This is a genomic window from Nostoc sp. (genome assembly GCF_036916985.1).
Lineage (GTDB): Bacteria > Cyanobacteriota > Cyanobacteriia > Cyanobacteriales > Nostocaceae > Nostoc.
The window spans coordinates 239,630-265,147 of record NZ_JBALFD010000014.1; the positions used below are offsets into that span (position 1 = coordinate 239,630).

17 protein-coding genes are annotated in these 25,518 nt (G+C 41.5%); 12 read left to right on the forward strand and 5 right to left on the reverse strand.

Going from position 1 to position 25,518, the window contains the following annotated elements:
- The first annotated feature begins 218 nt into the window (after positions 1-218).
- From V7L07_RS04615 to V7L07_RS04640, 6 genes are all read left to right on the forward strand, one after another.
- Entirely contained in the window at positions 219-467 is a 249-nt protein-coding gene (locus V7L07_RS04615) for a helix-turn-helix domain-containing protein (RefSeq protein ID WP_335055498.1), read from the forward strand.
- A 282-nt stretch (positions 468-749) separates the two neighbouring features.
- Positions 750-5,048 (forward strand): ATP-binding protein, encoded by a 4,299-nt coding sequence (locus tag V7L07_RS04620; RefSeq protein ID WP_335055500.1) that lies wholly within the window; start codon positions 750-752, stop codon positions 5,046-5,048.
- Positions 5,049-5,655: 607 nt separating this feature from the next.
- A complete protein-coding gene (locus V7L07_RS04625) occupies positions 5,656-7,866 on the forward strand; it encodes an EAL domain-containing protein (RefSeq protein WP_335055502.1) in 2,211 nt (736 codons plus the stop codon).
- Positions 7,867-7,955: 89 nt separating this feature from the next.
- Positions 7,956-8,132, forward strand: coding sequence for a hypothetical protein (locus tag V7L07_RS04630; protein WP_335055504.1), 177 nt, complete (start codon positions 7,956-7,958; stop codon positions 8,130-8,132).
- Positions 8,133-8,135: 3 nt separating this feature from the next.
- Positions 8,136-8,513: a hypothetical protein gene (locus V7L07_RS04635; protein WP_335055506.1), complete on the forward strand. Its 378-nt coding sequence runs from the start codon at positions 8,136-8,138 to the stop codon at positions 8,511-8,513.
- A gap of 21 nt (positions 8,514-8,534) precedes the next feature.
- On the forward strand, positions 8,535-10,190 hold the full coding sequence (locus tag V7L07_RS04640; protein WP_335055508.1) for a mechanosensitive ion channel family protein: 1,656 nt from the start codon (positions 8,535-8,537) through the stop codon (positions 10,188-10,190).
- Between the two features lie 307 nt (positions 10,191-10,497).
- Here V7L07_RS04640 and V7L07_RS04645 read toward each other — a convergent pair whose 3' ends face one another.
- On the reverse strand, positions 10,498-11,439 hold the full coding sequence (locus V7L07_RS04645; RefSeq protein ID WP_335055510.1) for an N-acetylmuramoyl-L-alanine amidase: 942 nt from the start codon (positions 11,437-11,439) through the stop codon (positions 10,498-10,500).
- A gap of 481 nt (positions 11,440-11,920) precedes the next feature.
- On the opposite strand from V7L07_RS04645, the gene V7L07_RS04650 reads away from it, so the two are divergent.
- Both V7L07_RS04650 and V7L07_RS04655 read left to right on the forward strand, forming a co-directional pair.
- Positions 11,921-12,244, forward strand: coding sequence for a hypothetical protein (locus V7L07_RS04650; RefSeq protein WP_335055512.1), 324 nt, complete (start codon positions 11,921-11,923; stop codon positions 12,242-12,244).
- A gap of 447 nt (positions 12,245-12,691) precedes the next feature.
- Entirely contained in the window at positions 12,692-13,930 is a 1,239-nt protein-coding gene (locus V7L07_RS04655) for an acyl-CoA dehydrogenase family protein (protein ID WP_335055514.1), read from the forward strand.
- A gap of 221 nt (positions 13,931-14,151) precedes the next feature.
- Here the strand turns inward: V7L07_RS04655 and V7L07_RS04660 are convergent, their stop codons facing one another.
- Positions 14,152-16,962: an ATP-binding protein gene (locus V7L07_RS04660; protein WP_335055516.1), complete on the reverse strand. Its 2,811-nt coding sequence runs from the start codon at positions 16,960-16,962 to the stop codon at positions 14,152-14,154.
- A 528-nt stretch (positions 16,963-17,490) separates the two neighbouring features.
- On the opposite strand from V7L07_RS04660, the gene V7L07_RS04665 reads away from it, so the two are divergent.
- Positions 17,491-20,127 (forward strand): ATP-binding protein, encoded by a 2,637-nt coding sequence (locus V7L07_RS04665; protein WP_335055518.1) that lies wholly within the window; start codon positions 17,491-17,493, stop codon positions 20,125-20,127.
- 162 nt (positions 20,128-20,289) lie between these two features.
- On the opposite strand, the gene V7L07_RS04670 is transcribed toward V7L07_RS04665, so the two are convergent.
- Positions 20,290-20,991 (reverse strand): helix-hairpin-helix domain-containing protein, encoded by a 702-nt coding sequence (locus tag V7L07_RS04670; RefSeq protein ID WP_335055520.1) that lies wholly within the window; start codon positions 20,989-20,991, stop codon positions 20,290-20,292.
- 24 nt (positions 20,992-21,015) lie between these two features.
- Complete coding sequence (locus tag V7L07_RS04675; protein ID WP_335055523.1) at positions 21,016-21,357, reverse strand: NINE protein; 342 nt, start codon at positions 21,355-21,357, stop codon at positions 21,016-21,018.
- A 383-nt stretch (positions 21,358-21,740) separates the two neighbouring features.
- Here V7L07_RS04675 and V7L07_RS04680 point away from each other — a divergent pair, with 383 nt between their 5' ends.
- Positions 21,741-21,872, forward strand: coding sequence for a hypothetical protein (locus V7L07_RS04680; protein WP_335055524.1), 132 nt, complete (start codon positions 21,741-21,743; stop codon positions 21,870-21,872).
- A 148-nt stretch (positions 21,873-22,020) separates the two neighbouring features.
- On the opposite strand, the gene V7L07_RS04685 is transcribed toward V7L07_RS04680, so the two are convergent.
- Positions 22,021-22,416, reverse strand: a complete 396-nt coding sequence (locus V7L07_RS04685; protein ID WP_335055525.1) for a hypothetical protein — start codon at positions 22,414-22,416, stop codon at positions 22,021-22,023.
- Between the two features lie 482 nt (positions 22,417-22,898).
- On the opposite strand from V7L07_RS04685, the gene V7L07_RS04690 reads away from it, so the two are divergent.
- On the forward strand, positions 22,899-23,333 hold the full coding sequence (locus V7L07_RS04690) for a hypothetical protein (RefSeq protein WP_335055527.1): 435 nt from the start codon (positions 22,899-22,901) through the stop codon (positions 23,331-23,333).
- A gap of 99 nt (positions 23,334-23,432) precedes the next feature.
- Positions 23,433-25,518 (forward strand): tetratricopeptide repeat protein (locus V7L07_RS04695; protein WP_335055529.1); only part of this gene is annotated, 2,086 nt, incomplete at its 3' end.

The following is a 25,518-nucleotide window of genomic DNA, read 5'->3' on the forward strand; positions in this document are numbered from 1 at the left end:
ATTTGTTCAAAGTTCAAATCTCTACTGATTTTAGGATAAAGCGACTTCGCAAATAAAATCAAATATTCTTTTTTCTTGAAACGATAAATTAATTTTATGATAAAATTTGTGATGTTCTAACTTAATCACAATCTCTATCTCAAGAATAATAGACGAAAAAGAACACTCTGTCGTAAAAATTGATAATATCTAGTGCTTTATAAACTTTTTTGAGCTATATGCCTCAGAGTATAAATTTACTTGCGGCAAAGCAACCTAATATTGACAAACTAGTTCATGCCCGACGGCAAGAGTTAAATCTGTCCAAAGAAAGTTTTGCTACTGAGTTTGGTATCACTTCTCAACAATTAATTAATTGGTGGAAAAATGGATATGTAACACCTTCTCTTTTAGCAATACTGCGAATTATGAGCCTACTCAATGAGTCAGGTGAACATAGTCAAATTATTCAGCCAACATACTTATAAGAATAGTTTTGTGAGTTCTGAATGAGAATCTGCCTTGGTAGCTGGGAATATTGATGATATAAAGGTGACAATAAAAATAGTCAAAACAGCAACTTGCCCCAAAAAGACTATTTCAATCCTTTGAAAAGTCACAACAGAGTTAGCATTTAACGCTGTATATACCCTTAGATATCCTCTAAAATGATTGTTTAGAAGCATAAACGTCTAATTTCTAGAGGATTTTCCTAAAAGACGATCGCAAATGTAGCTTGTAACCGACGCATGACCAATCGAGAGGAATTAATGAAGAACGAGTCAACGTCAGCCAGAAACGCCGACGTAAATTTACTTCTCGGCGGGGGTGAAATGGGTGCTAGGATGCGAGAACTGGATTGGTCAAAAACTTCCCTTGGTCCAACACAGCAGTGGCCACAGAGTTTGAAGACTGCCGTGCGGATTATGCTAACTTCCCGTCAAGCCATGTTTGTTTGGTGGGGCGAGAAACTGATTAACCTTTACAATGACGCTTACAAGGCTATTATTGGCGGCAAACATCCAGAAGCACTTGGGCAACCGGCTGCCTACGTGTGGCGGGAAATATGGGATCAGATCGGGCCTAGAGCCGAATCAGCGATGCTGAAGAACGAGGGCACTTACGACGAAGCGCTGCTGCTAATTATGGAGCGCAACGGCTACCCAGAGGAAACCTATTATACTTTTTCATATAGCCCAGTTCCTAATGACCAGGGCGATACAGGTGGGATTATCTGCGCTAACACAGACGACACGCAGCGAATTATCGGTGAGCGTCAGTTGGCACTTTTGCGCGAACTAGCGGCGAGGACGGCAGACGCGCGGACATTCGATGAAGCCTGTACGCTGAGTGCGAGTTGTTTGGAAAGCAACCCTTACGATCTCCCTTTCGCAATGATTTATCTGGTTGATCCAGATAAGCAGGAAGTTTTTTTGGCTGGAACGTGTCGCATCGAGCAAAATCATCTAGCAGTTCCAGAAACAGTAGCTCTCGATGCTGATGCGGTTTGGCCCTTTGCAGAAGTAATCAAAACCCATCGGGCAAAACTGATTTCCGATTTGGAAGTGTCTTTTAGTAGTTTACCTTGTGGTGTTTGGCAGCGATCGCCCCATCAAGCGATCGCAGTCCCCATTGCCCCATCCGGTCAAACGGGAAAAGCTGGTATACTAATTGCTGGTTTGAACCCCTTCCGGCTATTCGACGATAATTATCAAGGATTCATCGATTTAGTTGCGGCTCAAATTGCAGCCAGCATTGCTAACGCCCAAGCTTACGAAGAAGAACGCAAACGCGCTGAAGCCTTGGCAGAAATCGATCGCGCGAAAACCGTCTTTTTTAGTAACGTCAGCCATGAATTCCGTACCCCACTTACCCTGATGTTGGGGCCATTAGAAGACACCTTAACTAATTGTGCCACTCTGCTTCCAGCCAAAGAACTAGAGCAGTTAGAAATGGTGCAACGCAACGGACTCCGGCTGCTGAAACTGGTCAACAGCTTGCTAGACTTCTCGCGCATAGAAGCCGGACGGGTTCAAGCTTCTTATGAACCCACCAATCTTGCCACCTTCACCGCAGAACTAGCTAGTGTATTTCGTTCAGCAGTAGAACGGGCAGGAATGCAGTTATTAGTCAATTGTCCTTCCCTGCCAGAACCAGTATATATAGATCGGGAGATGTGGGAAAAGATTGTTCTTAACCTACTCTCGAATGCCTTTAAGTTCACGATGACTGGAGAAATTGCGGTCAGTTTGCAGTGGTCAAACGACCATATTGAGTTTGCAGTCAAAGATACAGGAATCGGCATCCCAGCAGAAGAAATCCCCCACCTTTTTGAACGATTCCACCGCGTCAAAGGGGCGCAAGGAAGGACTTTTGAAGGATCGGGAATTGGATTGTCACTGGTGCAAGAATTGGTGCAAATGCATGGTGGAAGAGTTGATGTCACTAGTGTTCTAGGTGCAGGCAGTTGCTTTACTGTGTCAATTCCCACAGGATATGCTCATTTGCCTCCAGACCGAATTAGTGCCCCTAGAACTTTAGCTTCAACCGCATTAGGTGCAACCCCATATTTAGAAGAAGCTATGCGTTGGCTACCGGAAGAGGGGAGTGGGGAATGGGGACTAGGGACTGGGGAAAGGAAACTGGGAAAATGGGAAACTGGGCAAGAGTTTTCCCAATCTCCAATCCCCAATCCCCATTACCCCTTATCCCCAGAGGGGGCCCCACCTTTCCCAATCCCCCGAATTCTCCTCGCTGATGACAATGCAGACATGCGCGATTATGTCAAACGGCTATTAAGTCAGCAGTATGAGGTGGAATCAGTGCCAGACGGTTTAGCGGCTTTGGATTCTGCTCGTGAGCGTGTCCCAGACTTGATACTGACAGATGTGATGATGCCTGGATTAGATGGCTTTGGACTGCTGCAAGAATTAAGAGCCGATCCGCAGACGCAAAAAGTTCCCATCATCCTGTTGTCGGCACGGGCGGGGGAAGAGGCACGGGTGGAAGGGTTAGAAGCGGGAGCCGATGATTATTTGATTAAACCCTTCTCTGCTCGTGAATTGTTGGCGCGGGTAGAGGCAGCCCTCAAAATGGCTCGTCTCCGCCAAGAGGCAATGGAACGCGAACAAGGATTGCGAATTGAAGCTGAGGTGGCGAAAGCACACCTAGAGACTGTCCTAGCTGGCATCAAAGATCAGTTTTATGTGTTGGATCGAGAGTGGCGTTATAGCTTTGTCAATGACCAGGTAGCAGCAGTTCTTGGTATCCAAAAGGAAGATTTGCTAGGTAGGATCATTTGGGAAGTTTTTCCAGATGTGGTCAACAGCGAGTTTTATACTCAGATTCATCAAGCGCTTGCACAACAAACTGTTGTTCAGTTTGAATACTTTTATCCTACTTGGCAGCGCTGGTTTGAGAATCGCGTCTACCCCTTTGCAGAAGGAGTAAGCATTTTTACTACAGATATTAGCGATCGCAAACAGGCAGAAAAATCCCTTCGGCAAAGCGAAGAAAAATTCCGCAACATGGCGGACAACGCCCCGTTCATGGTTTGGGTGACAGACACCGATAGCTACTGCACCTATCTCAGTCAAAGTTGGTACGACTTTACAGGTCAAAACGAGGAAACGGGTCTGGGATTTGGCTGGTTAAATGCTGTACATCCAGAGGATAGCAATGACGTTAGGAATATTTTTCTGGAAGCTAGTAGCAGTTATTCGGCTTTTCGTATGGAGTATCGCTTGCGGCGCAAAGACGGCGAATATCGCTCCTGCTTTGATGCCGCTAATCCGTGGTTTGGGGTGGATGGTGAGTTTAAAGGTTATATTGGCTCAGTAATTGACATTACAGAACGCAAAGTTGCAGAAGCCGAACGCGATCGCCTCCTAGAACTTGAGCAAGCTGCTAGAACTGAAGCCGAAAGAGCCAACCGGATTAAAGATGAGTTTCTAGCAGTGCTTTCTCATGAATTGCGATCGCCTCTCAATCCCATTCTTGGTTGGGCGAGACTTTTGCAGACTCGTGAATTTGACACCGCAGCCATGAAGAAAGCGATCGCAACCATCGAGCGGAATGCTAAATTACAAGCTCAACTAATTGAAGATTTGCTCGATGTCTCCCGAATATTACAAGGCAAACTCAACCTCAAGATGTTTCCTGTCAATCTAGTGCTTGTGATTGAGGGGGGATTGGAAACAGTGCGTTTGGCAGCAGAAGCTAAAAATATTCAAATTCAGACAATGTTAGATGCTTCATTCGGGCAAGTTTTAGGTGATTCTAGTCGTTTACAACAAGTTATCTGGAATCTCTTATCGAATGCTGTTAAATTCACTCCTGAAGGAGGGAAAATTGATATTCAACTAGAGCGCGTTGGCACTCAAGCTCAGATTACTGTTAGCGACACAGGTAAAGGAATTAGCCCTGACTTTCTCCCTTATGTGTTTGAATATTTTCGTCAGGCTGATGGCACAACAACCCGAAAATTTGGTGGTTTGGGGTTAGGGTTAGCAATTGTTCGTCATTTAATAGAATTACATGGTGGAACAATTTCAGCCGAAAGTTTAGGTGAAGGGCAAGGAGCGATTTTCCGAGTCAGGCTACCATTAATTAAGAAAGATTTACCCCCAAAACCAGACATAAATATTACTGCATTAAATCCTGCTTCTGCGACTGAAATTCTTGCAGGCATCCAAATCTTAGTTGTGGATGATGACGATGATACCCGTGACTTCCACACATTTGTGCTAGAGCAAGCTGGAGCAAGGGTAATTGCTGTGACATCAGCAAAACAAGCGTTGCAAGTATTGGCAGGGTCAGAACCAGATATGCTGCTCAGTGATATTGGGATGCCAGAGACAGATGGCTATATGCTGATGCAGCAAATTAAAGTATTGCAGGCAAAACAAGCCAGACAAATTCCCGCGATCGCTTTAACTGCTTATGCAGGCGAAATCAACCAGCAACAAGCACTCGCATCAGGCTTTAAAAAGCATCTATCCAAACCCGTCGAACCAGATGAGTTAGTCAAGGCAATTGCAAGCCTAATTGGCAGAAGTTGGAATAACTGAGTGTTTGGTTGCTTTGCATAAACCGCGTAAATGAATGACTATAGGTGAGTCATTTTTAACAATTTAACGTGAATTCTATTGCTCATATAATATCTACCCAATTTGCTCAATCAAACAACCTCTAAGAAGGTTTTACTACGCAAAACCATCCCTCTCCGAGTCGGAGAGGGACAGACTTGAACTAAAGTTCAAGGCAGGGAGAGGTTCGTCGAACTCACGTCAATTTAAAATTCAAAACATTTTCAGACTATTAATTATTTGAGAGTTTTTGTTGTTTACTGAGGCTAAATTGCTTCTTGATGAATATGTATTTACTCTTAATTAATCAAGATAAACATTATTTCGATTATGGCTTACTTATACCTTTAGTTTGTAACTTACATTATTGATCTAACTCATGATTATTTTGCTTGATTACGCAAAACATATCGGCAATTACTTGAGTATGTAGTATAAAATTTGGTAAGTGTTGGTAAGCTACCTACTCAGCTAAATTATTCAGTTTACTTAACTCATCAAATCTTTATGTATTTGAAGGGTAGTTTATCTTTTACAGTAACAATAGTGGGAATAATAAACTAAATTGGATTAAGCAAATTAGTTAGCTATGAGCCAAATATGTCCTATCTCCAAAACCTGCGCTTGTCGCAATGTTGCACGCTGCCGGACTCAGGAGGCAGGTAGGCTCTTTCTCTGGTTCCCTGTTCCACATACCCTGACAAAAGTCACCTCCTACTTAGAGCAGTTTGCCCTTGAGTATGAACTGATGCAAGAGCGGCCAGGTTTGAGTTTGAAGTGTAGAACCGGACAGTCTCTAGAAATTGCCCGTAACCTGGCCAAACTACTTGCACCAAGAGAATTAAAAGAAACACAAGTCCTTTTCATTCGAGGTACTACCCAACCTCAAATCCACGATTTTAGTGACATAGCCTCATTACAACGCTTCATTCAGTTGAACCAATCCGACTGGCTGGTTGAAATGTTAGCAGCAGAACGGTTCACCAGTTACTTCCAACCAATTGTTTCAATTAACGATACATCGCAGATTTTTGGATATGAATCGCTCTTACGGGGACTGGATGAACAAGGCAATTTAGTACTACCGACAGCAATTATAGAGTTAGCAACCGAAGCCGGACTGATACCACAACTCGACCAAGTTGCTCGCCTCAGCACAATCAATCAATTCAGCCGCCATCAAGTGAGTGGGCACATCTTCATCAATTTTTCACCAACGTCACTTTATGACCCAGTTTTTTGCCTACGTAGTACAGTAGAGGCAATTGATACTGCCGGAATTTCGCACGATCGCGTTGTTTTTGAAGTCGTGGAGTCAGATAGTCCTCAAGATTTAGCCCACCTCAAGGCAGTGCTACAATACTACCGGAATGCTGGGTTTTTAGTCGCCCTTGATGACCTTGGTTCTGGCTATTCCAGCCTAAACTTGCTGCATCAGTTACGCCCAGACTTTATCAAGCTGGATATGGAGTTAATTCGAGATGTACATAAAGACCTTTACAAAGCTTCGATTACTGAGAAGCTTCTAGAGATTACTCAAAAATTAAACATCCAAACCGTTGCTGAAGGAATTGAGTGCATTGAGGAATTGAACTGGCTGCGAGAACGAGGTGCAAATCTTGCTCAAGGCTATTTGATTGCTAAACCCAGTGCAGTGCCTATTACTACAACCCCTTACTTTGATCCGATCGCATTAACTATAGCATCGGCAAATTCTCAGGTAGTTGAGCAGGTTCAACACCAAAACGAGTCTGAGCGAATTGTGGCAGCAGTGACGCAGCGCATTCGCCAATCGTTGGAGTTGGACGAGATTTTGCAAACCACAGCAGCCGAAGTGCGACAATTGTTTGAAGTAGACCGAGTGCTAATTTACCAGTTTCAGACAGACTGGAGTGGGTTAGTTGCTGTAGAATCCTTAGCAGAAGGATGTATGTCCATTTTGGGATTTCACGTCATGGATACGTGCTTTAAATCCACACGTGCAGCTTACTTCCAAGAAGGTAACACCAGAGCGATGGAAAACATTGAAACTGCGGGACTATCGCCGTGTCATATTGACCTCCTCCGAAGTCTGCAAATCCGGGCCAATCTTGTGGTGCCAATTTTGCAGCAAGAGCGTTTGTGGGGATTATTGATTGCTCACCAATGCCATAACAGCAGACAATGGCAGCAATCGGAAATTAACTTATTTAACCAGTTAGCTAGTCAAGCTGCGATCGCTATTCAACAATCAGAACTTTACCACCAATTACAACAAGCCAACCAGGAATTACAGCGCCTTGCCTGTTTAGATGGTCTAACTCAGGTGGCAAATCGACGCTGCTTTGATGACACATTAAAGGCAGAGTGGCAACGATTGGCACGAGAACAAGGCGCGCTATCTTTGATTTTGTGTGATGTCGATTACTTTAAGCTCTACAACGATACGCATGGACATCTGGCAGGAGATGATGCACTTAGACAGGTTGCCAAGGCAATCTCTCAGACAGTGAAACACCCCGCAGATTTAGTTGCTCGTTATGGTGGAGAAGAGTTTGCAGTCATTTTGCCGAATACTGATATCGAAAGGGCTATTGCAGTTGCCAAAGATATTCAGACCAATATTAGTGCATTACAAATGCCTCATCCTCATTCTGATGTTAGTGAATTCATCACCCTAAGTCTTGGCGTGGCAACCATCATACCTCATAGCCAATTATCTCCTGAAACCTTAATTGCTGCTGCTGATCAAGGACTCTACCAAGCAAAAGCACAAGGAAGAAATTGTGTGGTGCAGATGGATTGTAAGGATGCTGACTGAATAATTACTAATTCATAATTAAAGGCATAGTACAGCTTGGAAGACCCCCTTTTCCAATACTGCCCGGTTAAGGATTTTTAACTCTTGGATTGCTGATACTCAAAGGAGTCGCTGCGATCGTTGATAGTCTAAATGCTCTCAGCATTAGATACTCCAACCCTGATAACCTTCTGAGATTCTACGATCGCCTCCGACACCTGATACCCTTTTTAAAGCGGTGTTTAGAATTTGTAATTTATGTCTGCATGGCAACATTGGTAATTTAGCAGGTGCAGTTAATTGCCAATATCGCAATTTTTGACCAGCGAATTATCAAAATCATCGGCATCATCTTCATTAGTCGTGTGTTGTTTGAGATTGTTTACTTACTGATTGAAGAGGTGCTGTTCAAAGAACAAAATCTGACTGAGATTCAAAGAAGTAGAAGTCTGACACTCGTTTCTCTGTTGCGTAGTTTTTTACAATACTTAATTTACCTCGGCACTACGGTTTTCATTTTGTATACTGTAGGCATTGATCCAGATCCGATACTTGTCGGTACTGGAATTGCTGGGATAGTTGTGGGTTTAGGGGCACAAACACTAATTAACGATTTTGTCTGCTGCTTCTTATTTAGTAAATCTCAAATTTGCAAAGTAACTTATTAGCAATACTTGAAGTAGACAACAATGAATTATACCCTCATCGCCCAAGCGGCTGAATCTGCATCAAAATCTTCCGTAGTACCACCACCTCAGACTTCACCAACAGACGCGCAAATTAGTTCTTTTTTCTATACATTCGGTGCATCCATAGTTGTTGCCTTTGTACTTTACATATTACTGTTTTATATATTACGCTCATTTTTTCGTCGTGCAGAAAAAGATACAGCCCTGTTTATTTTGGGGATCTTACAAATCCCTGCGATCGCTATTTTTATCATTGTCATTCTAAAACTCTCACTTAGTCAACTAGGATCGGGCAAAATTATTAATTGGATCGATCGAGGACTCACGGCTTTCCTAATTGCTGCTTTTACTTATGGCATAACTTTGTTGTTTACAGAAGCAGGAGTTTACTATTTAAAAGACTACGCCCGGAAAACGGAGGCTGTTTGGGATGACGTATTAATTCCACTACTACAAAATTTTATCCCAGTCATCACTTATATAATTGGAATATCTCTATTTTTCAGCACTCTTGGGATTGATTTAACAGGAATTGGGTTAGCAATAGGCAGTATTACTGTAGTCTTAGGATTGGCAGTAAAAGATATTTTAAGCGATTTTTTTAGTGGTCTAGTTTTATTAGTAGATACACCTTTTAGATTTGGAGATGTCATATCCATGCCAGATGGTTCAATTGCAATTATTAAACACATTGGCATCCGGGTGACAAAACTATATCTAATTAACGAGCATTGCGAAGTATATACACCAAACACAACTTTAGGAGGTCAAAATATAGTCAATCTCAGTCGTCCTACAACTCACTATGCTTATACAATTAAAGTTTCAGTTAGAGTTGACGCTGATGCAGTGGTAGCAACAAAAATTCTGCAACAAATTATTCTCGGTCATCCAGACACATTGGGTAATCTTGATGAAAAACTTGAACATTTAGATAGTTTTGCGGCATTGAGAGAAGCCGAGGGCGATCATCTATCAAAAAAAGAAGCCGGACGGCTGCGTTTATTAGTTGAAAAAGACGTAAACAGCCAACTGCAAAAAGTTGAACAAGCATTTGAAGATTTAGTTAAGGAAATTAAGAAATTAGAAAAAGGTGGATTGAATTCAGAAGAACTGAAAACTCTCCAGAAAAACTATCTAGAAATATTGAACACTATCGGGCTAGTAGTCATCACAGAACATAAAGGAAAACGTCTGCGATCGCACCTAGAAGAACAAGAACAGACTGAGAAAAAAACTTTGATTGGCTTGATTCGCCAATGGTATCAAGCTTGGTTAAAAGATCCTGATTTAGTAATTGAAGATCAACATCTTTTACCAGACGAATGGGAACAAAAAATTGAACTTCTAAAAATTAAACTGAATAAATTATTTCAGAAACTCTCAAATCCTGGAGTAGATGAAACCAGATTAGATGATTACTCTTTAAAATTGGTCGAATGGCTGCATGATAGTTTCAAAGAGTCTAATACTGCTTGGAAAGAACCACAAGTTCAGCTAACTGATATCCAAGGTGCTGCGATGCAATTTTCTGTGCGGTTCTATGTTGATAATATTCAGTTAGAACACTGGCGGCGTGGAAACCGCGTTCAAAATGAGGTGCGTCGAGAGATGGTACGGCGGTTGAGACAAGCTTATATCTATACACTAGGATAGAGGTATTATTCCTGACATTTTTTTGAAAGCTAGTAAAAATTGTGTCGATTCATACAACAAAACAGTAACAATTGTTATAGGCTTAAAAAGCCCTTTACTTTTATACTTTTGGCGAAACTTCACCGCCAAAAAAAACACCAGAGCGATAGGAAATTACTTATGACCAAATGCGATTGATACTTATCAAACGCCAACTTGGTTAAGTTGAACATATACCTGTCAGCAGCATAAGTGACTTCCTACGCCCTGGTTATCTCTTTTAATTATTTTAGGTCAACAGCTTCAGGCGATCGCACAAATAATCAGTCTAACCAATTAATTTTTGCCAGCTAGCAGGCCCAATAATGCCATCGGCATCTAAACCATTTTGCTTTTGAAAGTTCTTCACTATAACCTCTGTCTGTGGGCCATAGACACCATCATTATCAACACCTAAACGATATTGCAAGTATCTGACAACTGCACCACCAGCATGGTTTGGTCTGATAATTCGTTTTGCCAAAATTATATTTATGGCATTCCATGTAGCTGTGTCAGCAATTCCAGTCGGCTGAACTGCGATAATAGTCTGAAATTTTTCTACAGCAGATTTGGTGTTAGCCCCGGTGAAGCCATCCTCTACTAACGCCTTACCATTTTTATCAGTTATTTTGAGTTGATTTAAGGCTTTTTGCAATCTGAGGATAGTCTCATCTACATCATTTTCTTGATCTTGTACGGGCTTAACAGGAACACTTGATACTTTCCCAGTTAAGCCTTTGACGATTGCATTAGCCATTGCTTCAGGATCAAAAAGATTCACATCTTTTTGCGAATCGATGAAGCAACATTCTACAAGAATTGCAGGCATGTCTGTATTTTTCAGGACATACAAGTGGGAACCACTCTTAACCCCACGATTAAAAAATCCTAATTTGACGATTTCATCTAATACAGGTTTAGCGATTTTGTTACCTGTATCACTAGTTGCAAATACTTCTGTGCCGTTAGCTTGCCCGTTAAAGCAGTTAAAATGAATCGCGACGTAAATATCTACTCTACTCGAATTAGCTGTAGAACATCTTTTTGAGAGCGATTCTGTTACTGTACGAGCGCTACTTGGTCTACATACTACGACTTCGTTACCCAAAGCTCTTAACTTGGCTATAACTCTATTACCTACATCTAGAGTTAAATTATCCTCAAATTTAATCCCTCTGGCTCCTGTGTCTGGTGGACAATTGTGCCCGCTATCAATTCCAAATTTCATGATTTTATCCTCAACTTACTTATTTTTACACTAGTCCAAAACTCTTCTAATTATAGAGACAAAGTTTTGTTAATAAATCTGTTGAAGTACTTGTTAGCAATGACTGCATTATTTTAAGCATTACTACGGTGGTAAACAAAATAAGTTTTTGCGCGAACCTGAACAGCAAATTTTACGTCTAAAATCCACTAATTACAAGGTGTATTGTAAGCAAAAACAAAACTATTATAAGTTATCAAAATCGGAAATAACAAGTTAATTTTTGCAATAAATTGAAATGCGGCAATTGCCTCTGTTATTCAGATAATAACGCTTTGTAAAAGTAGAAAGCTATGACAGGTGTACCTAGTACCGCAAGGCAAAAGTCAAAAGAATTGTATTCCAAGCTCTTGCGTCATTTGAAATGGTATGTTTATAGCGGTTCTCGTTTACGTGAGGTACACCCGTAGGGGCACGGCCTACCCATTGGTGTCAACTTAAGGTGAAAACTAGCCTAGTACAAGCTTTTAGATATTGTCTCGTTCCCAGTCGGAGACTGGGAATGTTTGTCGTTGAGGCTGCCGCCTCCCTTAATGGTGGTAGAGCCACCAGGAGCAGCATTTCCAGCCTCCGGCTGGAAACGAGGTTTTATCGGACTTTAAATTTTGTGAAGCTACTAAAGAATTCCATGAATAAACCCTGTCTAGGGTGCGCTTATGCTGCAAGAAATCAAGAACGTAGAAGCTTGCCGCAGGCTACCACCAAGTACACCAAGTACGCCAAGAAATTCAGAGATTTGGCACAGCTTCACAAAGAAACGGTATAATTGCCTCAACATCAAAATCTGAGATTCTTGAAGAAAAGCTTGACTTGCCTTATCTAGCCTTGTAGGATGTTTCCTATCATCTCATTAACTCCCGTAAACCGATAGGCTTGCAGTATTTTGTAAACTATCTTAGCTTTGGGAGTTTCTTCAATGGCTGTTTAATCAACGAAAATAGTATGTAAGTAAAGCATACTTTTGTGTTTATAAACAGAATAAAGGCATATTTAATTATAGGGTTTTGTAGGCTCTTGAGAGTCTTTGCACTTAGTCTCAAGCAGCGATCGCGGATATTTTGAATAACTATTTTGTAACTTTTATCTTCTTGAAACGGAATCAATTATTTGTCGCTTTCAAGTTAAAGACTTTATCAATGCTAGCTGCAAGATTAGCATCGCGCTTGCGTTCTGGTATCGATTTTCAACGCCATATATTTCAGAGAGAAAAACAATGATCAAGATTGAGGAAAAAGTTCTAGACTCCACATTTCAGTTTTCGGCTCCTGTCACCGCGAACTCTCCAGAACTCCAAACCCTTTTCGATTTTATTGCTTTGGGAGCTGCCGAACGCGATCGCGATCGCATCCTTCCTTATGATGTGGTCGAACTGATCCGGCGTTCGGGATTGGGTGCATTGCGAATCCCTGTTGCTGAGGGTGGGGGAGGTAGCAGCGCGCGCGAACTGTTCGAGGTTGCCATTCGGCTGGGAGATGCTGACCCAAACGTTGCTCACATTGTACGGAATCATTTCTCTGTGACAGAGCGGATTTTGCGTTCAGAACGCACTCCTCGGAATCGTCGCTGGCTGAAAGCTGTTGTTGATGGTGCAATCATCGGCCTCGCTTCCACCGAACTGGAGGTGAAGCGAGCTGGTGGCGGCCAAGTTGCGAATACAAAATTAATACCTGACGACGATGGTTATCGTCTGAACGGGACGAAGTATTACAGCACTGGAAGCCTTTATGCAGATTTGATCTTTGTGCGTCTATTAACACCCAATGACACCGTAGCGACGGCGATTTTGCCAACCAAACGCGAGGGGATTGACCTTGTGGACGACTGGGATGGCTTTGGGCAAAGGCTGACTGGTACAGGAACGACTACATTCACAAATGTCCGCGTAGAGGCAGATGAAGTTATTCTTGAGACAGATACAGACAAGGACAACTTGCCGTACAATATCGTTCCCCAATTATTTTTGACTGCAATTAATGCTGGCATTATTCGCAGCGTTCTCCGCGATGCGACGGCACTGATTCACAAACGACCCAGAACCTTTTACCATGCTACAACCGAGCAAGCCGCAGACGACCCGATTTTGCAGCAGACTGTTGGTCAGATTGCCAGTAACGCTTTTGCCGCCGAAGCGATCGTTCTAGCCGCCGCCGAAGTTCTCGATCGCCTTCCGGCTGCTCAAGCTCAGGGTGAAGACTCTGAGACAGCTGTGGCGCTAGCAGCTTCTTTGAGTGCAGCCAAGGCAAAATTAATTGTTGATGAATTAGCGCTAAAATCAGCCACTTTGTTATTTGAGGTTGGCGGCGCTTCTACAACCAAGAAAAGCTCCAACTTTGATCGTCATTGGCGCAATGCACGCACCCTGGCATCTCATAATCCGGGTCACTTCAAGGCTCGTGCGATCGGGAACTACGAGATCAACGGTACACCACTGCCGACGCGAGGATTTTTCTAAAGCTAAGTTTTTAATGCAATACGGTTCGGTTAAAGCAAGAGACGCGATAAATCGCCGTCTCTACAATAATCAGGCTTGTCATCAAAAAACCTTATCCGAACCATATTGAGGGTTTTGTTGCTCATTCTGAAGTGTATTGCTTTACTGGGTACTGGGCAAGAAAATATGAGTAAGATTTTCTTGGGGTTTGAATCCCCAGTCCCCAGTCCCCAATCCCCAGTTCAATTACTTTGCTGATTCAACGGAATTACAATTACAAATTCTGTCCCTTCACCAGGAGCAGAAATACATTGTAATTTTCCCTGATGTTTTTGGGTGATAATTTGGTAACTAATAGATAAACCTAACCCAGTACCTTTACCAATTGGTTTAGTAGTAAAAAATGGTTCAAATAAATGTTTCTGTACCTTTTCTGGAATACCTGTACCATTATCAGCAATGCAAATAACTACCTGATTTTCGCTCGTGAGTTTAGTCTGAATGCGTATCTGGAGAGTCGGGAGCGCTTTTTCTCTTACTCTCCACTCAGTATTTTCTACCGACTCTTGCAAAGCATCGATCGCATTTGCGAGAAGATTCATAAATACTTGATTCAGTTGTCCAGCATAACATTCTACTAATGGCAGGTCGCCGTACTCTTTAATCACCTCAATGGTGAGATGGTTAGATTTAGGTTTGAGGCGATGTTCCAGAATCATTAAGGTATTATCTATACCCTCATGGATATTCACTGCTTTCATCTCTGCTTCGTCTAAGCGGGAAAAGTTTCGCAGAGATAAGACAATTTCGGTAATTCGTTCTGCGCCAACGGTCATCGAAGTTAGCAAGTTGGGCAAGTCTGCAATCAGGAAATTTAAATCAATGGCTTCTGTTTCTTTTTGAATTTCTGTGGCTGGATGAGGATAGTTTTGCTGATATAGTTGCAGCAGTCTCAATAAATCTTGGATATATTGATTTGCATAGCCGATATTGCCAGAGATAAAATTGACTGGGTTGTTGATTTCGTGCGCTACACCTGCGACTAACTGCCCTAAACTGGACATTTTTTCACTATGCACCAGTTGAGATGCTAACTGCTTGGCCTCTTGGCGCAATTGTGCTTCTGAGTATCGCAATACCTGCTCTGCTTGTTTGCGCTGGGTAATGTCGTGAAGAATAACAACGTATTCCTGAAAATCTTGATGAGGTCGGTCTGAGATGGAAACTTCCAGAGTTCTGTTTTTCCCATGACCAAGTAGGGGTTGTTCGCTACGCTTTGTCCACTGGTCTGGATAGTAGACTAATGCGGGTAGCCATTTGTTGAGGTGATTTCCCCGTAACTCAGATGGGTTGACACCAAAGAATGATTTGGTGGCTGGGTTAGCTTGCTGAATAATGCCTTGATCGTCTACGACTAAAATACCATCTTGGGCAACAGTAAACAGGTGTTCAGCAGATTCTCGAGCTTCTGCGATCGCTACCACTTGCGGTAAAGTTGTCCAACAAGCGATCGCTACGCCGACAAATGCCACGCTCATCAGCAACACCACAAATATATTCTCACCCCCCGCAGTTGCCACGTTATTAAGTTTAACGCCAAATAACCAGCCAACTGCCACTGCGCTACATAGTAAAAAAATCAGGATGCTCACCTGAAGAATTACTGAATCTTTAATGATTACCACAGAACGCGTGCGATATCGCTGCATCCACCAACTGGTATGGAAGGGAGCAAAATTCACACGGCGAATTACTGCATCAATTCCTAAGACACCAATGGGAAACAATAACCCAATCAGGAAGTTCAGCCAACCCCAGGCAAATCCGCCCACCAACAGCACTACAATTTCTAAGAGAAAAATGCCTAGAGATATGCGAGGGAACAAAACTTCGGGGCGATCGCGCCCAAGCCAAAGCCCTAGATGCAGTAACATAAAGGAGACAAACCAACCGACGTTACCAACAGCGACGATTCGCGCCACATCTCCCCAAATCAAATAGACTAAGCACAATAGCAGTGTCAATGTCAAAGCTGGGACAAACACACCCCGACGTGAGACAACTGAAAATACTGGTGAGAGATGGTTATCTAAAGACAATTGATACAGAATTCGCGGGCAATTAGAAACCACCGTTGCCGAACCTAAAAGACAAGCAGCTACTAACAAAAAAGAAACACTTAAACCAGCAAATCTTCCCCAAAAGGGCTGGGAAGCCGCTACAAGATTCAGAAAAGCATTATCTTTCAGGTTGGGATTTGTTGCTAACCGCATGACTACCCAAGACCCACCCAAAAAGATGGGTGGCATCATCCAAGCGGCAACGTCTAGAAAGCGTAGTGTCTGAGTGGGTTGGCGGCTATCAGCGACAAAAGAAGAAGCCGTTTCACAACTGTAGGTTGCATAAGTGACAAAAAAGAACCACTTTGCCCAATCTACAAAGCTTAAAGATGACCAATTATTAGGAAAAAACCCAGGACTAAGGGGAGAAAACGCTAACCAAGCCAGACCTTGCACACAGAAGGTTATTAGCAGTCCAAAGGCTGGAATTACAAAAAACAAATGTAAAATACTCAGGGCGCGAGTTCCACTAAACGCCACAATAAAAGGCAACAGTGTAAAACTCAGATCCAAAAATATATCTGGACAGGTAATACCCAGCGCCTCCAAATTTACCTTAATTAAATCTCTAAGTACAATTGTATTAACTGATAAATAAGAAACCCAGTTGAGAAGGTATCCAATTGCTGCATAACGAGCTAGTCCAGGGTAGCGTTGCAGTAGCTTAGTAGTATAGTTGGGTGTTCCTCCAGCCACATTAATAAAATGTATACCCAAGCGTTTTACTTGATAATTGAGTAGCATTCCGAAAATCACCGCAGGTATCCAAACAAAAATAGCTTGGAAACCGAGAGCAGCATGAATTGCTGGAACCAATGCTGTCCAAGAAATATGAGCCGTCAAACCAAAACCCCAACTTTCAACAGCACTCAGGCTTCTAGTTAAGCGAGGGTAAGAAGATTGGCCCAAAGTGGAATGAGCAAAATGGGACATGATTGGTAGTTTTGGGTGGGATACTGTATGTAATTAAGCTTATTAGCTAGAGTTCCCATCTGCTAAGTGGTATTAACAGAAATTTTCTGTATAGAGCGTGTTTTAAAATACTTTGATTCTCTCAGCGTTGCGGCAGTCGTAAGGGCACAGCATTGCTCATCGGTGTCAACTTAACGTGAAATGGGCGGTTAGAAACCGCGTCTACACAAACAAAAGCTACCGATCCTGAGTTTCAAACCCTTAATTTGACTTTATTTAGCAAAAGTAGACACCAATGAGCAATGCTGTCCTCTTAACTTTGCGCTCTTTGCGTGCTTCTCCCAAAGGGAGACGCTGCGCGAATGCGGTTCGTTCTTTTATCCCTCAAATCCTAGTGCAGTTAATTAACGTTTTGTTCTTTTGTCAGAAGTGGTATATTGGCACTTGACCCGACCGAGTACAAACTATGCATAAGCCCACAGGACAGCAAACTCGCGGTGTTGTACTCAGTACTACAAGACAGAAAGAGGGAGCAAGGGGAGTGGGCAGATGACCAAAAATACTGTTTTTTCCCTATTTAAAGGTGTACCTCTAAGCTTCATTCTGGTAGTGCTGTTTCTGCTACAAATCTTGCTAGCTGTGGGATTGACTGCGTATTTATCAATTCACAATGGGCAAAAAGCAGTCAATGAGGTGGCTAGTGAATTGCGTCATGAAGTCGCCAATCGAGTTGAGCAGAATTTACAAACTTATTTGTCAACTCCGCGTCAGGTACTACGCGGTAATCAAAATCTGATTAATATCGGGTTGCTAAAGATAGAAAATCTTGCAACCTGGGAGTCATACTTAGTAGAGCAGTTAAAGACTTTTCCTGATGCCTTGGCTTTAACGGTAAGTAATGAACAACAAGAACACCTAACGGTAGAGAAGCTCAACGATCGCCAATTCTTACTTAAAAAAGCCGGAAAGTCAACTGAGTACGACCTTTACACTTACAAAATTGACTCTCAAGGTCAACGTACTCAGCTACCAGAGGTGATTAAAAACTATGATGCGCGATCGCGTCCTGATTATCAAACAGCTGTTACTGCCAAAAAATTCAGCTTTAGTCAGATTTTTATACCCAGCAGTGAACCAAGACTCTTTATTAGTGCATCTCAACCCATCTATAATTCCCAAGGTCAGTTATTCGGAGTCAACAGCACTCTGATTCGTTTATCAGAAATTGGAGATTTGCTGCAAAATATCAAAGTTGGCAAGTCTGGGCAAATTTTTATTATCGAGCGTTCAGGGCTATTAGTTGCAAGTTCTACAGCCGAAGAACCATTCCGCTTACAAAATGGTAAACCTATTCGGTTGGCAGCTTCCCAAAGTGTGAATTCTTCGACTCAAGCAGCCGCTAAATATTTAACAACTAAATTTAATAACTTTGACCAAATTCAAAGTTTACAGCAACTAGATTTTTCTTTGGATGGCAAACGACAATTTTTAGAAGTTAAACCGTTACAGGGCAAATCAAATCTCAACTGGTTGATTGTGGTAAATGTCCCAGAAGCAGATTTTATGGGACAAATTAATCGCAATACTCAAACTACAATTTTTCTCTGTTTAGGAGCATTAGGATTAGCTACTATACTGGGGATTGTTACCGCCCGTTGGATAACTCAGCCAATTTTGGATTTCAGCACAGCGACAAAAGATTTAAGCGATTTTACTAATGACAAAGACTCAGTAGTGATAGTACAGGGCATTAAAGAAGTAGAAATATTGGGTGAATCTTTTAATGAGATGGCGCAACAGTTACGGAAAAATTTTACTGCGCTGACTATTAAAAATGCAGAGTTAGAACTGCAAATTAAGCAGCAAACTCAAGACTTACAGCAAGAGATTCAAGAACATATTAATAGTGAACAAAAACTGCGCCAACATCATCGGGTACTAGCAGAACTGGCAAATCACAAAGCGCTTTTTGAAGGAAATCTAGAAACAGCATTCAAAGTCATCACCGAAAAAGCCGCCAATGCCTTAGAAGTAGAGCGAGTAAGTGTATGGTTATTCAATGATCAGCGTACCAAACTACAATGTATAAGTCTCTATGAACATAGCAATCAAAAACATTCGGCAGGTTTAGAACGCAACCTTGCAGATTATTTAATTTACTATAAAGCCGTGGTGGCTTTGAGTACCATTGTCATTACCGACACTCGCAGTGATTTACGGGTACAGGAATTATGGGATAAATTACTAGAACCAAATAATATTGTATCCCTAATTGATACCTCTATTTGGGTTGGGGGTAAAATAGTGGGAACAGTATTGTATGAGCAGATTGACACTCCCCGGACATGGGAAATAAGCGAGGAAAATTTTGTTAGCTCAATTGCAGAATTTGTTGCTCTAACTTTAGAAGTATGCGAGCGCAAACAAGCAGAATCCGCTCTACGTGAGGCTGAAGAAGCTGCGGAAATGGCAAATCGTGCTAAAAGCACCTTTTTAGTAAACATCAATCACGATTTGAGAAATCCCTTAAACTCTATTTTGGAAATCACAGAAGCCCTCAAAGATGGAGTGTACGGCCCTGTGAGCGAAGAACAGCAGCAATCTTTAACTATACTTGAATCTAGCGGTAAGAACTTACTAGAATTAATTAGCCAAATCCTTGACTTTACCGATACCGAATCCAGCAAAATAGAACTGCAACTAGCTGCTACTTCAATTCAGGAATTATGTGATTACAGCTTAGATTTTGTCAAACATCTCGCATTCGAGAAAAACATTCAATTGCGGGCACAAGTACCTGAAGAACTCGAACCTATCCAAGTCGATGAACGTCGTATTCGCCAAGTATTTATCAACTTGTTGACTAACGCCATTAAGTTTACTAAAGAAGGAGGCGAAGTTTGGATAGAAGTGCAACCAACTGCTACCAATGAATATATCTTTTTCAGTGTGGTAGATACGGGTATTGGGATGCTTTCTGATGATCTTTTTAAATTATTTCAACCTTTTATGCAGGTTGAAAATGCCTCTACTCGTCGTTCTACGGGCAGTGGTTTAGGTTTAGTGATGGTGCAAAAAATTGTCGAGTTGCATGGTGGAACTGTTCACGCCGAAAGTCAGTTAGGCAAAGGCAGCCGATTTACGGTGAAGCTTCCGTGGAAAAAGGCGGAAAAATGGGAAGTTTAAGAGGATGTTTGAAAAGTATTTGACTGTGATTTTAGGCACTTGTTGATCCCCCCTAACCCCCCTTAAAAAAGGGGGAACCGGAATTAAAGTCCCCCTTTATAAGGGGGATTTAGGGGGATCTAGAACGTTTTGATACCTACAATAAGACTTTTCAAACAACCTTTAAGCTATATGCCGATAAGTAGTTAAGGGTAATCCAGTACGCTGCTTCACATCAATCAACGATTTATACTCACCTCGTCGTTGCCTTTCTGCTACAATTTGTTCTGCGATCGCTCCATCTAATCCACAAGCAATCAATTCTGGAGTTGAATATGTATTTAATCGTTTCCAAGAAAAATCAGCTTCCTTTTTGTGGTTGTAGCTAAAAGTAATTAGCGGTGTAATTCTAGCTACTTGCTTTTCGGGAACTCCGGCTATTTCTATCAACTCTTCTACATGAGTAAAAACATATCCCTCATTCATCAGAGATTCAATATTATTTGCATAGACTATAGGTAGCCCTAAATAGTTAACTAGTTCATTTTTAGAGCATTCATTAATATCTACTTTATCACGAGTACTGGCAACTAGATTTGCTAACTCTTGTTCTTCAGGAATTGGTAAATTCTTCGGATAAGTTTTAACTAAAAAAGATTTTTTCAGGTAGAATGCAATACCAATTTGAGTCATCCAAATTGCCAATGCAAAATTATTTGCCGAAAAAGCAAAAGCTAAAGCAGAGATGCTAATTCCTATGACAATCCAAGTCTTAGTCTTAGATTTGTAACCCCCGTAGGCAATAGCAAATCCCCCCAATGTTGGAATTAATGAGAACCACACCCAAGCCGGAGTTTGTTGAAACCAATATTTAGATTGTGACACAATAAATTGACTGATGATTTGGATTTACAAAAATTTCAGAAGATTTTGCCGCTTTTCTTCATACTCTTCTGCGGTAATTACACCAGAATCAAAAAGATTTTTTAAATCAGCTAACGCACTGGTGGCATCTTTAGCAGATACGGCTCCACTTGTGTTTGTTACACCTTGGTTATATTTTGTATTGAATTCGATATCTGACAAAGTAATTAGTACAAATAACTCAATAAAGGCTATTAATGCCGGGATAAAAGTCCAACAAAACAACAAGTACAAAACACCTGCAACATTTTGTCCTAAATAAAATTTGTGAATTCCCAGACACCCACCAAAAAAGCAAAGCAGAATTGCTGTAGATTTACTCCTCATGTTATTTCCTTCCTTAATTAACTCTAATAAATATCTATTGGCATACAATACAAGTAAAAATTTTGAATCTCCTTAATTACTTATGTGTTTTATTAGTGAATTTCCCTGTCATCAAAGAAATAATGATTATACATAGCTGAGATTCTATTAAGACTAAATATCCTTTAAATAGATAGTTTAATTCTAGGTTGGAATTGAAGTAGAAAATTAGAGAACCAATTACTATATATGGAAATAAACGTAACTGATAAAATTTAAGTTTTAGTCTTTGGTTCTTCAAGTTGCTCATTAGCAGATAAAATTATGTTGAACAATAATTGTTTCTCAACAATTAATTGGTTGCAACAAGTTTGTTTGCTTTAGGGACTTCCAAATAAAAAAATATGCAATTAACTCTTGTGGGGTGGGCGACACGAGAGCCTTATGGACTGGGCGGGCAAGATGCCCACCCCACAATATTGGATAATTTATTTCTTGGAGTTTTCTTAACAGATATTGACCATATACAAAGGTAATTTTATTTAATTTATATCTGTTAAACCTCATGAATTTTACCGAATTTACTTATAGCTACATCAACAAATTTACGTAAACTTCCTGAGGTGAGACGCTAAGGGCGAACAAGCGTCACGAGCATTTTGATTCTGACTTCTGAATTTTTATTCAAGCAGTTTTATTACTCTTAGTAGCTGCTTCCTCTGAAGTTGCTCTCAAGCGTGTTGCTGTGCTTTTACGGATGCGATCGCTTTTGCGAACAGCACCCGCCATTTCATATTCCCGGCTATCTTTACCGTATTTAAAAGCAACTCCAATCAGCATTTTTTCAGTTAGATCGCTTAAATTTTTATCCAATTCGCCCATCTCAGTTCTAGACGAATCAATCACAGCAAGAGCAGTATTATAAGCATCTATTTTGCTCCGGTACTGCTCAATTAGTTCTGTCATATTTTGTAGGTTGCGATCGTCCCCAAAATCCATACTGGGATCAATTGCTTTAAGTCCCGCCGCTCTTAATTCAGCTTTTTCTAAAACGCGATATGTACGTTGCTTCCCAGGCATAAATGTATCCCTTTTATTCTGCTTTAGAGCTAGTTTGCCTTACTAAAGCTGTATTTTAGTTCAGTAAAATCCTCACAAATTAGTATCTGATATAACTGGAGACTCAGTATTTATCACAAAAATTATGTTTTTGTTGATGAAAGACATGTTTTTGTTGATGAAAGACATGTTTTTGTTAATGAAAAAGATGTTTTTGTTAATGAAAGACATGTTCTTGTTGATGAAAAACATGTTTTTGTTGATGAAAGACATGTTTTTGTTAATGAAACAGTTGCACCAAGCGACTAGAAGTCGCGACTACATAGACAAAACTTCCCTACGCGAGTTTCAACAAGCCCTTAATTTTTTATTAGTCCGCGTAGGCGGACTTTGTTTGTATAGCCGTGATTTCTAATCACCAGGGCTAGATACTAAAATTAGGGAATTTAGAACAAAGGCGGTGTATTAATATTTAGATAGCATACACATAGTCAAAGCAAGATATGATACTGGAAACTGCTGCGATCGCAATTGGCACTATAATAGCCACCAAAGCTTTAGAAAAAACAACCGAAAAAGTAACAGAGTCTTTAGTGGATAAGACTGGCAAGTTTCTCGTCACGCTGAAAAAACAGTCTCCCCATACTGTAGTGGCTATAGAGAAAGCACCAGAGCAACCACTAGATTATGGTAAGGCTCTGCTAGAGGTGGAATCTGCGGCTAAAGCTAATCCTGAAGTGGCAGAAGCAATAAAAGAATTGGCAGAAGCAGCGAAAGCCGAACCAAATCCTAAATTTATTCAATCTATACAAGAATTTGCCGATACGCTGAAATCGCAGCCGCAACAGCCAAATAGTATTAACTATCAAAATTTGGCAAATGAGATAAAGAATGTTTTCCAAGGCAATACATTTAACGCCCCAGTCATTTTTAACTGACCAAAGTCGTCTGACGGGGAACGGACAAAGTTAAGCCCCACAAAATCTATTCCTTATCGCGGTTCTGTTAATTTCGTCGGTCGAGAAACAGAACTGACAATGGTGCATGAAGATTTGCAGCGCAGAGACTATGTAGCAATAGCGGGAATGGGTGGCGTGGGCAAAACTGAATTAGCCACCCAATACGCTAGACGATATGAACAAGATTATGGCGGGATTGCCTGGTTTAACAACAGAGAAACCAATCTCGCCGCCGAAGTTTTAGAGTTTTTCCGGTTGCAGTTCAGTTTGGAGATTCCCCAAGAGCTAGGAGGAAGCTTTTTAAGCCTTCAAGAACAAATCGCCTGGTGTTGGTCTAAATATCCTAACTCTAAGTTGCCAATTTTAATCGTCTTCGATGACGTAACTGATTTAAACAACCTCCGCAAAGTTGTTCCCAACAATAACCGCTTCCGAGTTTTAGTTACAACTCGACTGCGGCATTTAGACCCGAATTTTATTCAAGAGATTTCCTTAGATGTTCTCTCGCCCCAAAAAGAACCAGGCAAAGCCTTAGAACTGTTAAAACAACTGTTGGGAGAAAAAGATAGGCGAGTTGAAAACCAACCACAAGCCGCAGCAGCAATATGTAAATGTCTGGAATATTTGCCCTTGGGCATAGAGTTAGTTGGAGGTTATTTGGTACGCGACCCGGACATATCTTTAGATATCATGTTTGGGCGATTGCAAGAACGTAAATTAACAGAAGCAGCTTTACAAGACCGGGAAACTCTCAACTCAACTCAACTGGGAGTCAAAGCCGTATTTACTTTAACTTGGGAAGAACTCGACCCACTGGTGCAACAACTAGGAAAATTTTTGAGTTTATTTTCTCCTGTACAAATTCTTTGGGAATTAGTTATTTGGGTAGCGACAAAAAGTCAAAACATAGAACAAGTAGGAGATTCAAACACCTCTCAAGCTGAAGAAAACAGTCCCACCGGCTCCCCGCTCCCTGCTCCCTTGCCTCTTCTAACTTGGTCGGAAGATGAATTAAACGCAGCTAAAAAGCAACTCTACGGGCGCAACTTGCTGCAACTGGTACAAGAAAGAGAAGGATGTTATAAAATTCATGCCTTAGTGCGGTGGTTTTTGCAAGAGGAGTTAGCAAACTCTGGCGAAACCAAATCGGTTTTAGAAACAACCTTTGTCACCGCCATGATAACCCTTGCCCAAAGCCTTCCCAATTCACCCACTTCTAAAGATATTGAATTCTTCAAAGATGTTATTCTTCATCTTGAAGATATAGGAAAACGTTTAATTGCAGAGATAAAGGAAGCCACAGAAGCACAAACATTTTTCACAGCATCAATGCCTAAAGATCGAGTACTGTGGATATTTGTGGGTATAGGAAGATTTTATGATGGACAAGGATTATATAAATTAACAGAACCTTGGTATGAAGATTGCGTAAATGTTTGCAAAGCTCTGTTTGCTGGCGACCATCCCAATGTGGCTACTAGCTTGAACAATTTAGCAGGACTCTACGAAAGCCAAGGTAGGTACAGCGATGCCGAACCACTATACAGTGATGCTTTGGCAATGAGAAAGCGCCTGTTTGCTGGCGACCATCCCAATGTGGCTAGTAGCTTGAACAATTTAGCAGCACTCTACTATAGCCAAGGGAGGTACAGCGATGCCGAACCACTATACAGTGATGCTTTGGCAATGAGAAAGCGCCTGTTTGCTGGCGACCATCCTGATGTGGCTAGTAGCTTGAACAATTTAGCAGGACTCTACGAAAGCCAAGGTAGGTACAGCGATGCCGAACCACTATACAGTGATGCTTTGGCAATGAGAAAGCGCCTGTTTGCTGGCGACCATCCCAATGTGGCTAGTAGCTTGAACAATTTAGCAGCACTCTACTATAGCCAAGGGAGGTACAGCGATGCCGAACCACTATACAGTGATGCTTTGGCAATGAGAAAGCGCCTGTTTGCTGGCGACCATCCTGATGTGGCTACTAGCTTGAACAATTTAGCTTTACTCTACAAAAGCCAAGGGAGGTACAGCGATGCCGAACTACTATACAGTGATGCTTTGGTAATGACAAAGCGCCTGTTTGCTGGCGACCATCCTGATGTGGCTACTAGCTTGAACAATTTAGCTTTACTCTACAAAAGCCAAGGGAGGTACAGCGATGCCG

Bases quoted from the DNA above. Each gene is read 5' to 3' on its own strand.
- V7L07_RS04640 (WP_335055508.1), top strand. From the start codon at position 8,535: ATGAATTATACCCTCATCGCCCAAGCGGCTGAATCTGCATCAAAATCT.
- V7L07_RS04660 (WP_335055516.1), bottom strand. From the start codon at position 16,962: ATGTCCCATTTTGCTCATTCCACTTTGGGCCAATCTTCTTACCCTCGC.
- V7L07_RS04665 (WP_335055518.1), top strand. From the start codon at position 17,491: ATGACCAAAAATACTGTTTTTTCCCTATTTAAAGGTGTACCTCTAAGC.
- V7L07_RS04675 (WP_335055523.1), bottom strand. From the start codon at position 21,357: ATGAGGAGTAAATCTACAGCAATTCTGCTTTGCTTTTTTGGTGGGTGT.
- V7L07_RS04680 (WP_335055524.1), top strand. From the start codon at position 21,741: ATGCAATTAACTCTTGTGGGGTGGGCGACACGAGAGCCTTATGGACTG.
- V7L07_RS04655 (WP_335055514.1), top strand. From the start codon at position 12,692: ATGATCAAGATTGAGGAAAAAGTTCTAGACTCCACATTTCAGTTTTCG.
- V7L07_RS04615 (WP_335055498.1), top strand. From the start codon at position 219: ATGCCTCAGAGTATAAATTTACTTGCGGCAAAGCAACCTAATATTGAC.
- V7L07_RS04625 (WP_335055502.1), top strand. From the start codon at position 5,656: ATGAGCCAAATATGTCCTATCTCCAAAACCTGCGCTTGTCGCAATGTT.
- V7L07_RS04620 (WP_335055500.1), top strand. From the start codon at position 750: ATGAAGAACGAGTCAACGTCAGCCAGAAACGCCGACGTAAATTTACTT.
- V7L07_RS04645 (WP_335055510.1), bottom strand. From the start codon at position 11,439: ATGAAATTTGGAATTGATAGCGGGCACAATTGTCCACCAGACACAGGA.
- V7L07_RS04690 (WP_335055527.1), top strand. From the start codon at position 22,899: ATGATACTGGAAACTGCTGCGATCGCAATTGGCACTATAATAGCCACC.
- V7L07_RS04685 (WP_335055525.1), bottom strand. From the start codon at position 22,416: ATGCCTGGGAAGCAACGTACATATCGCGTTTTAGAAAAAGCTGAATTA.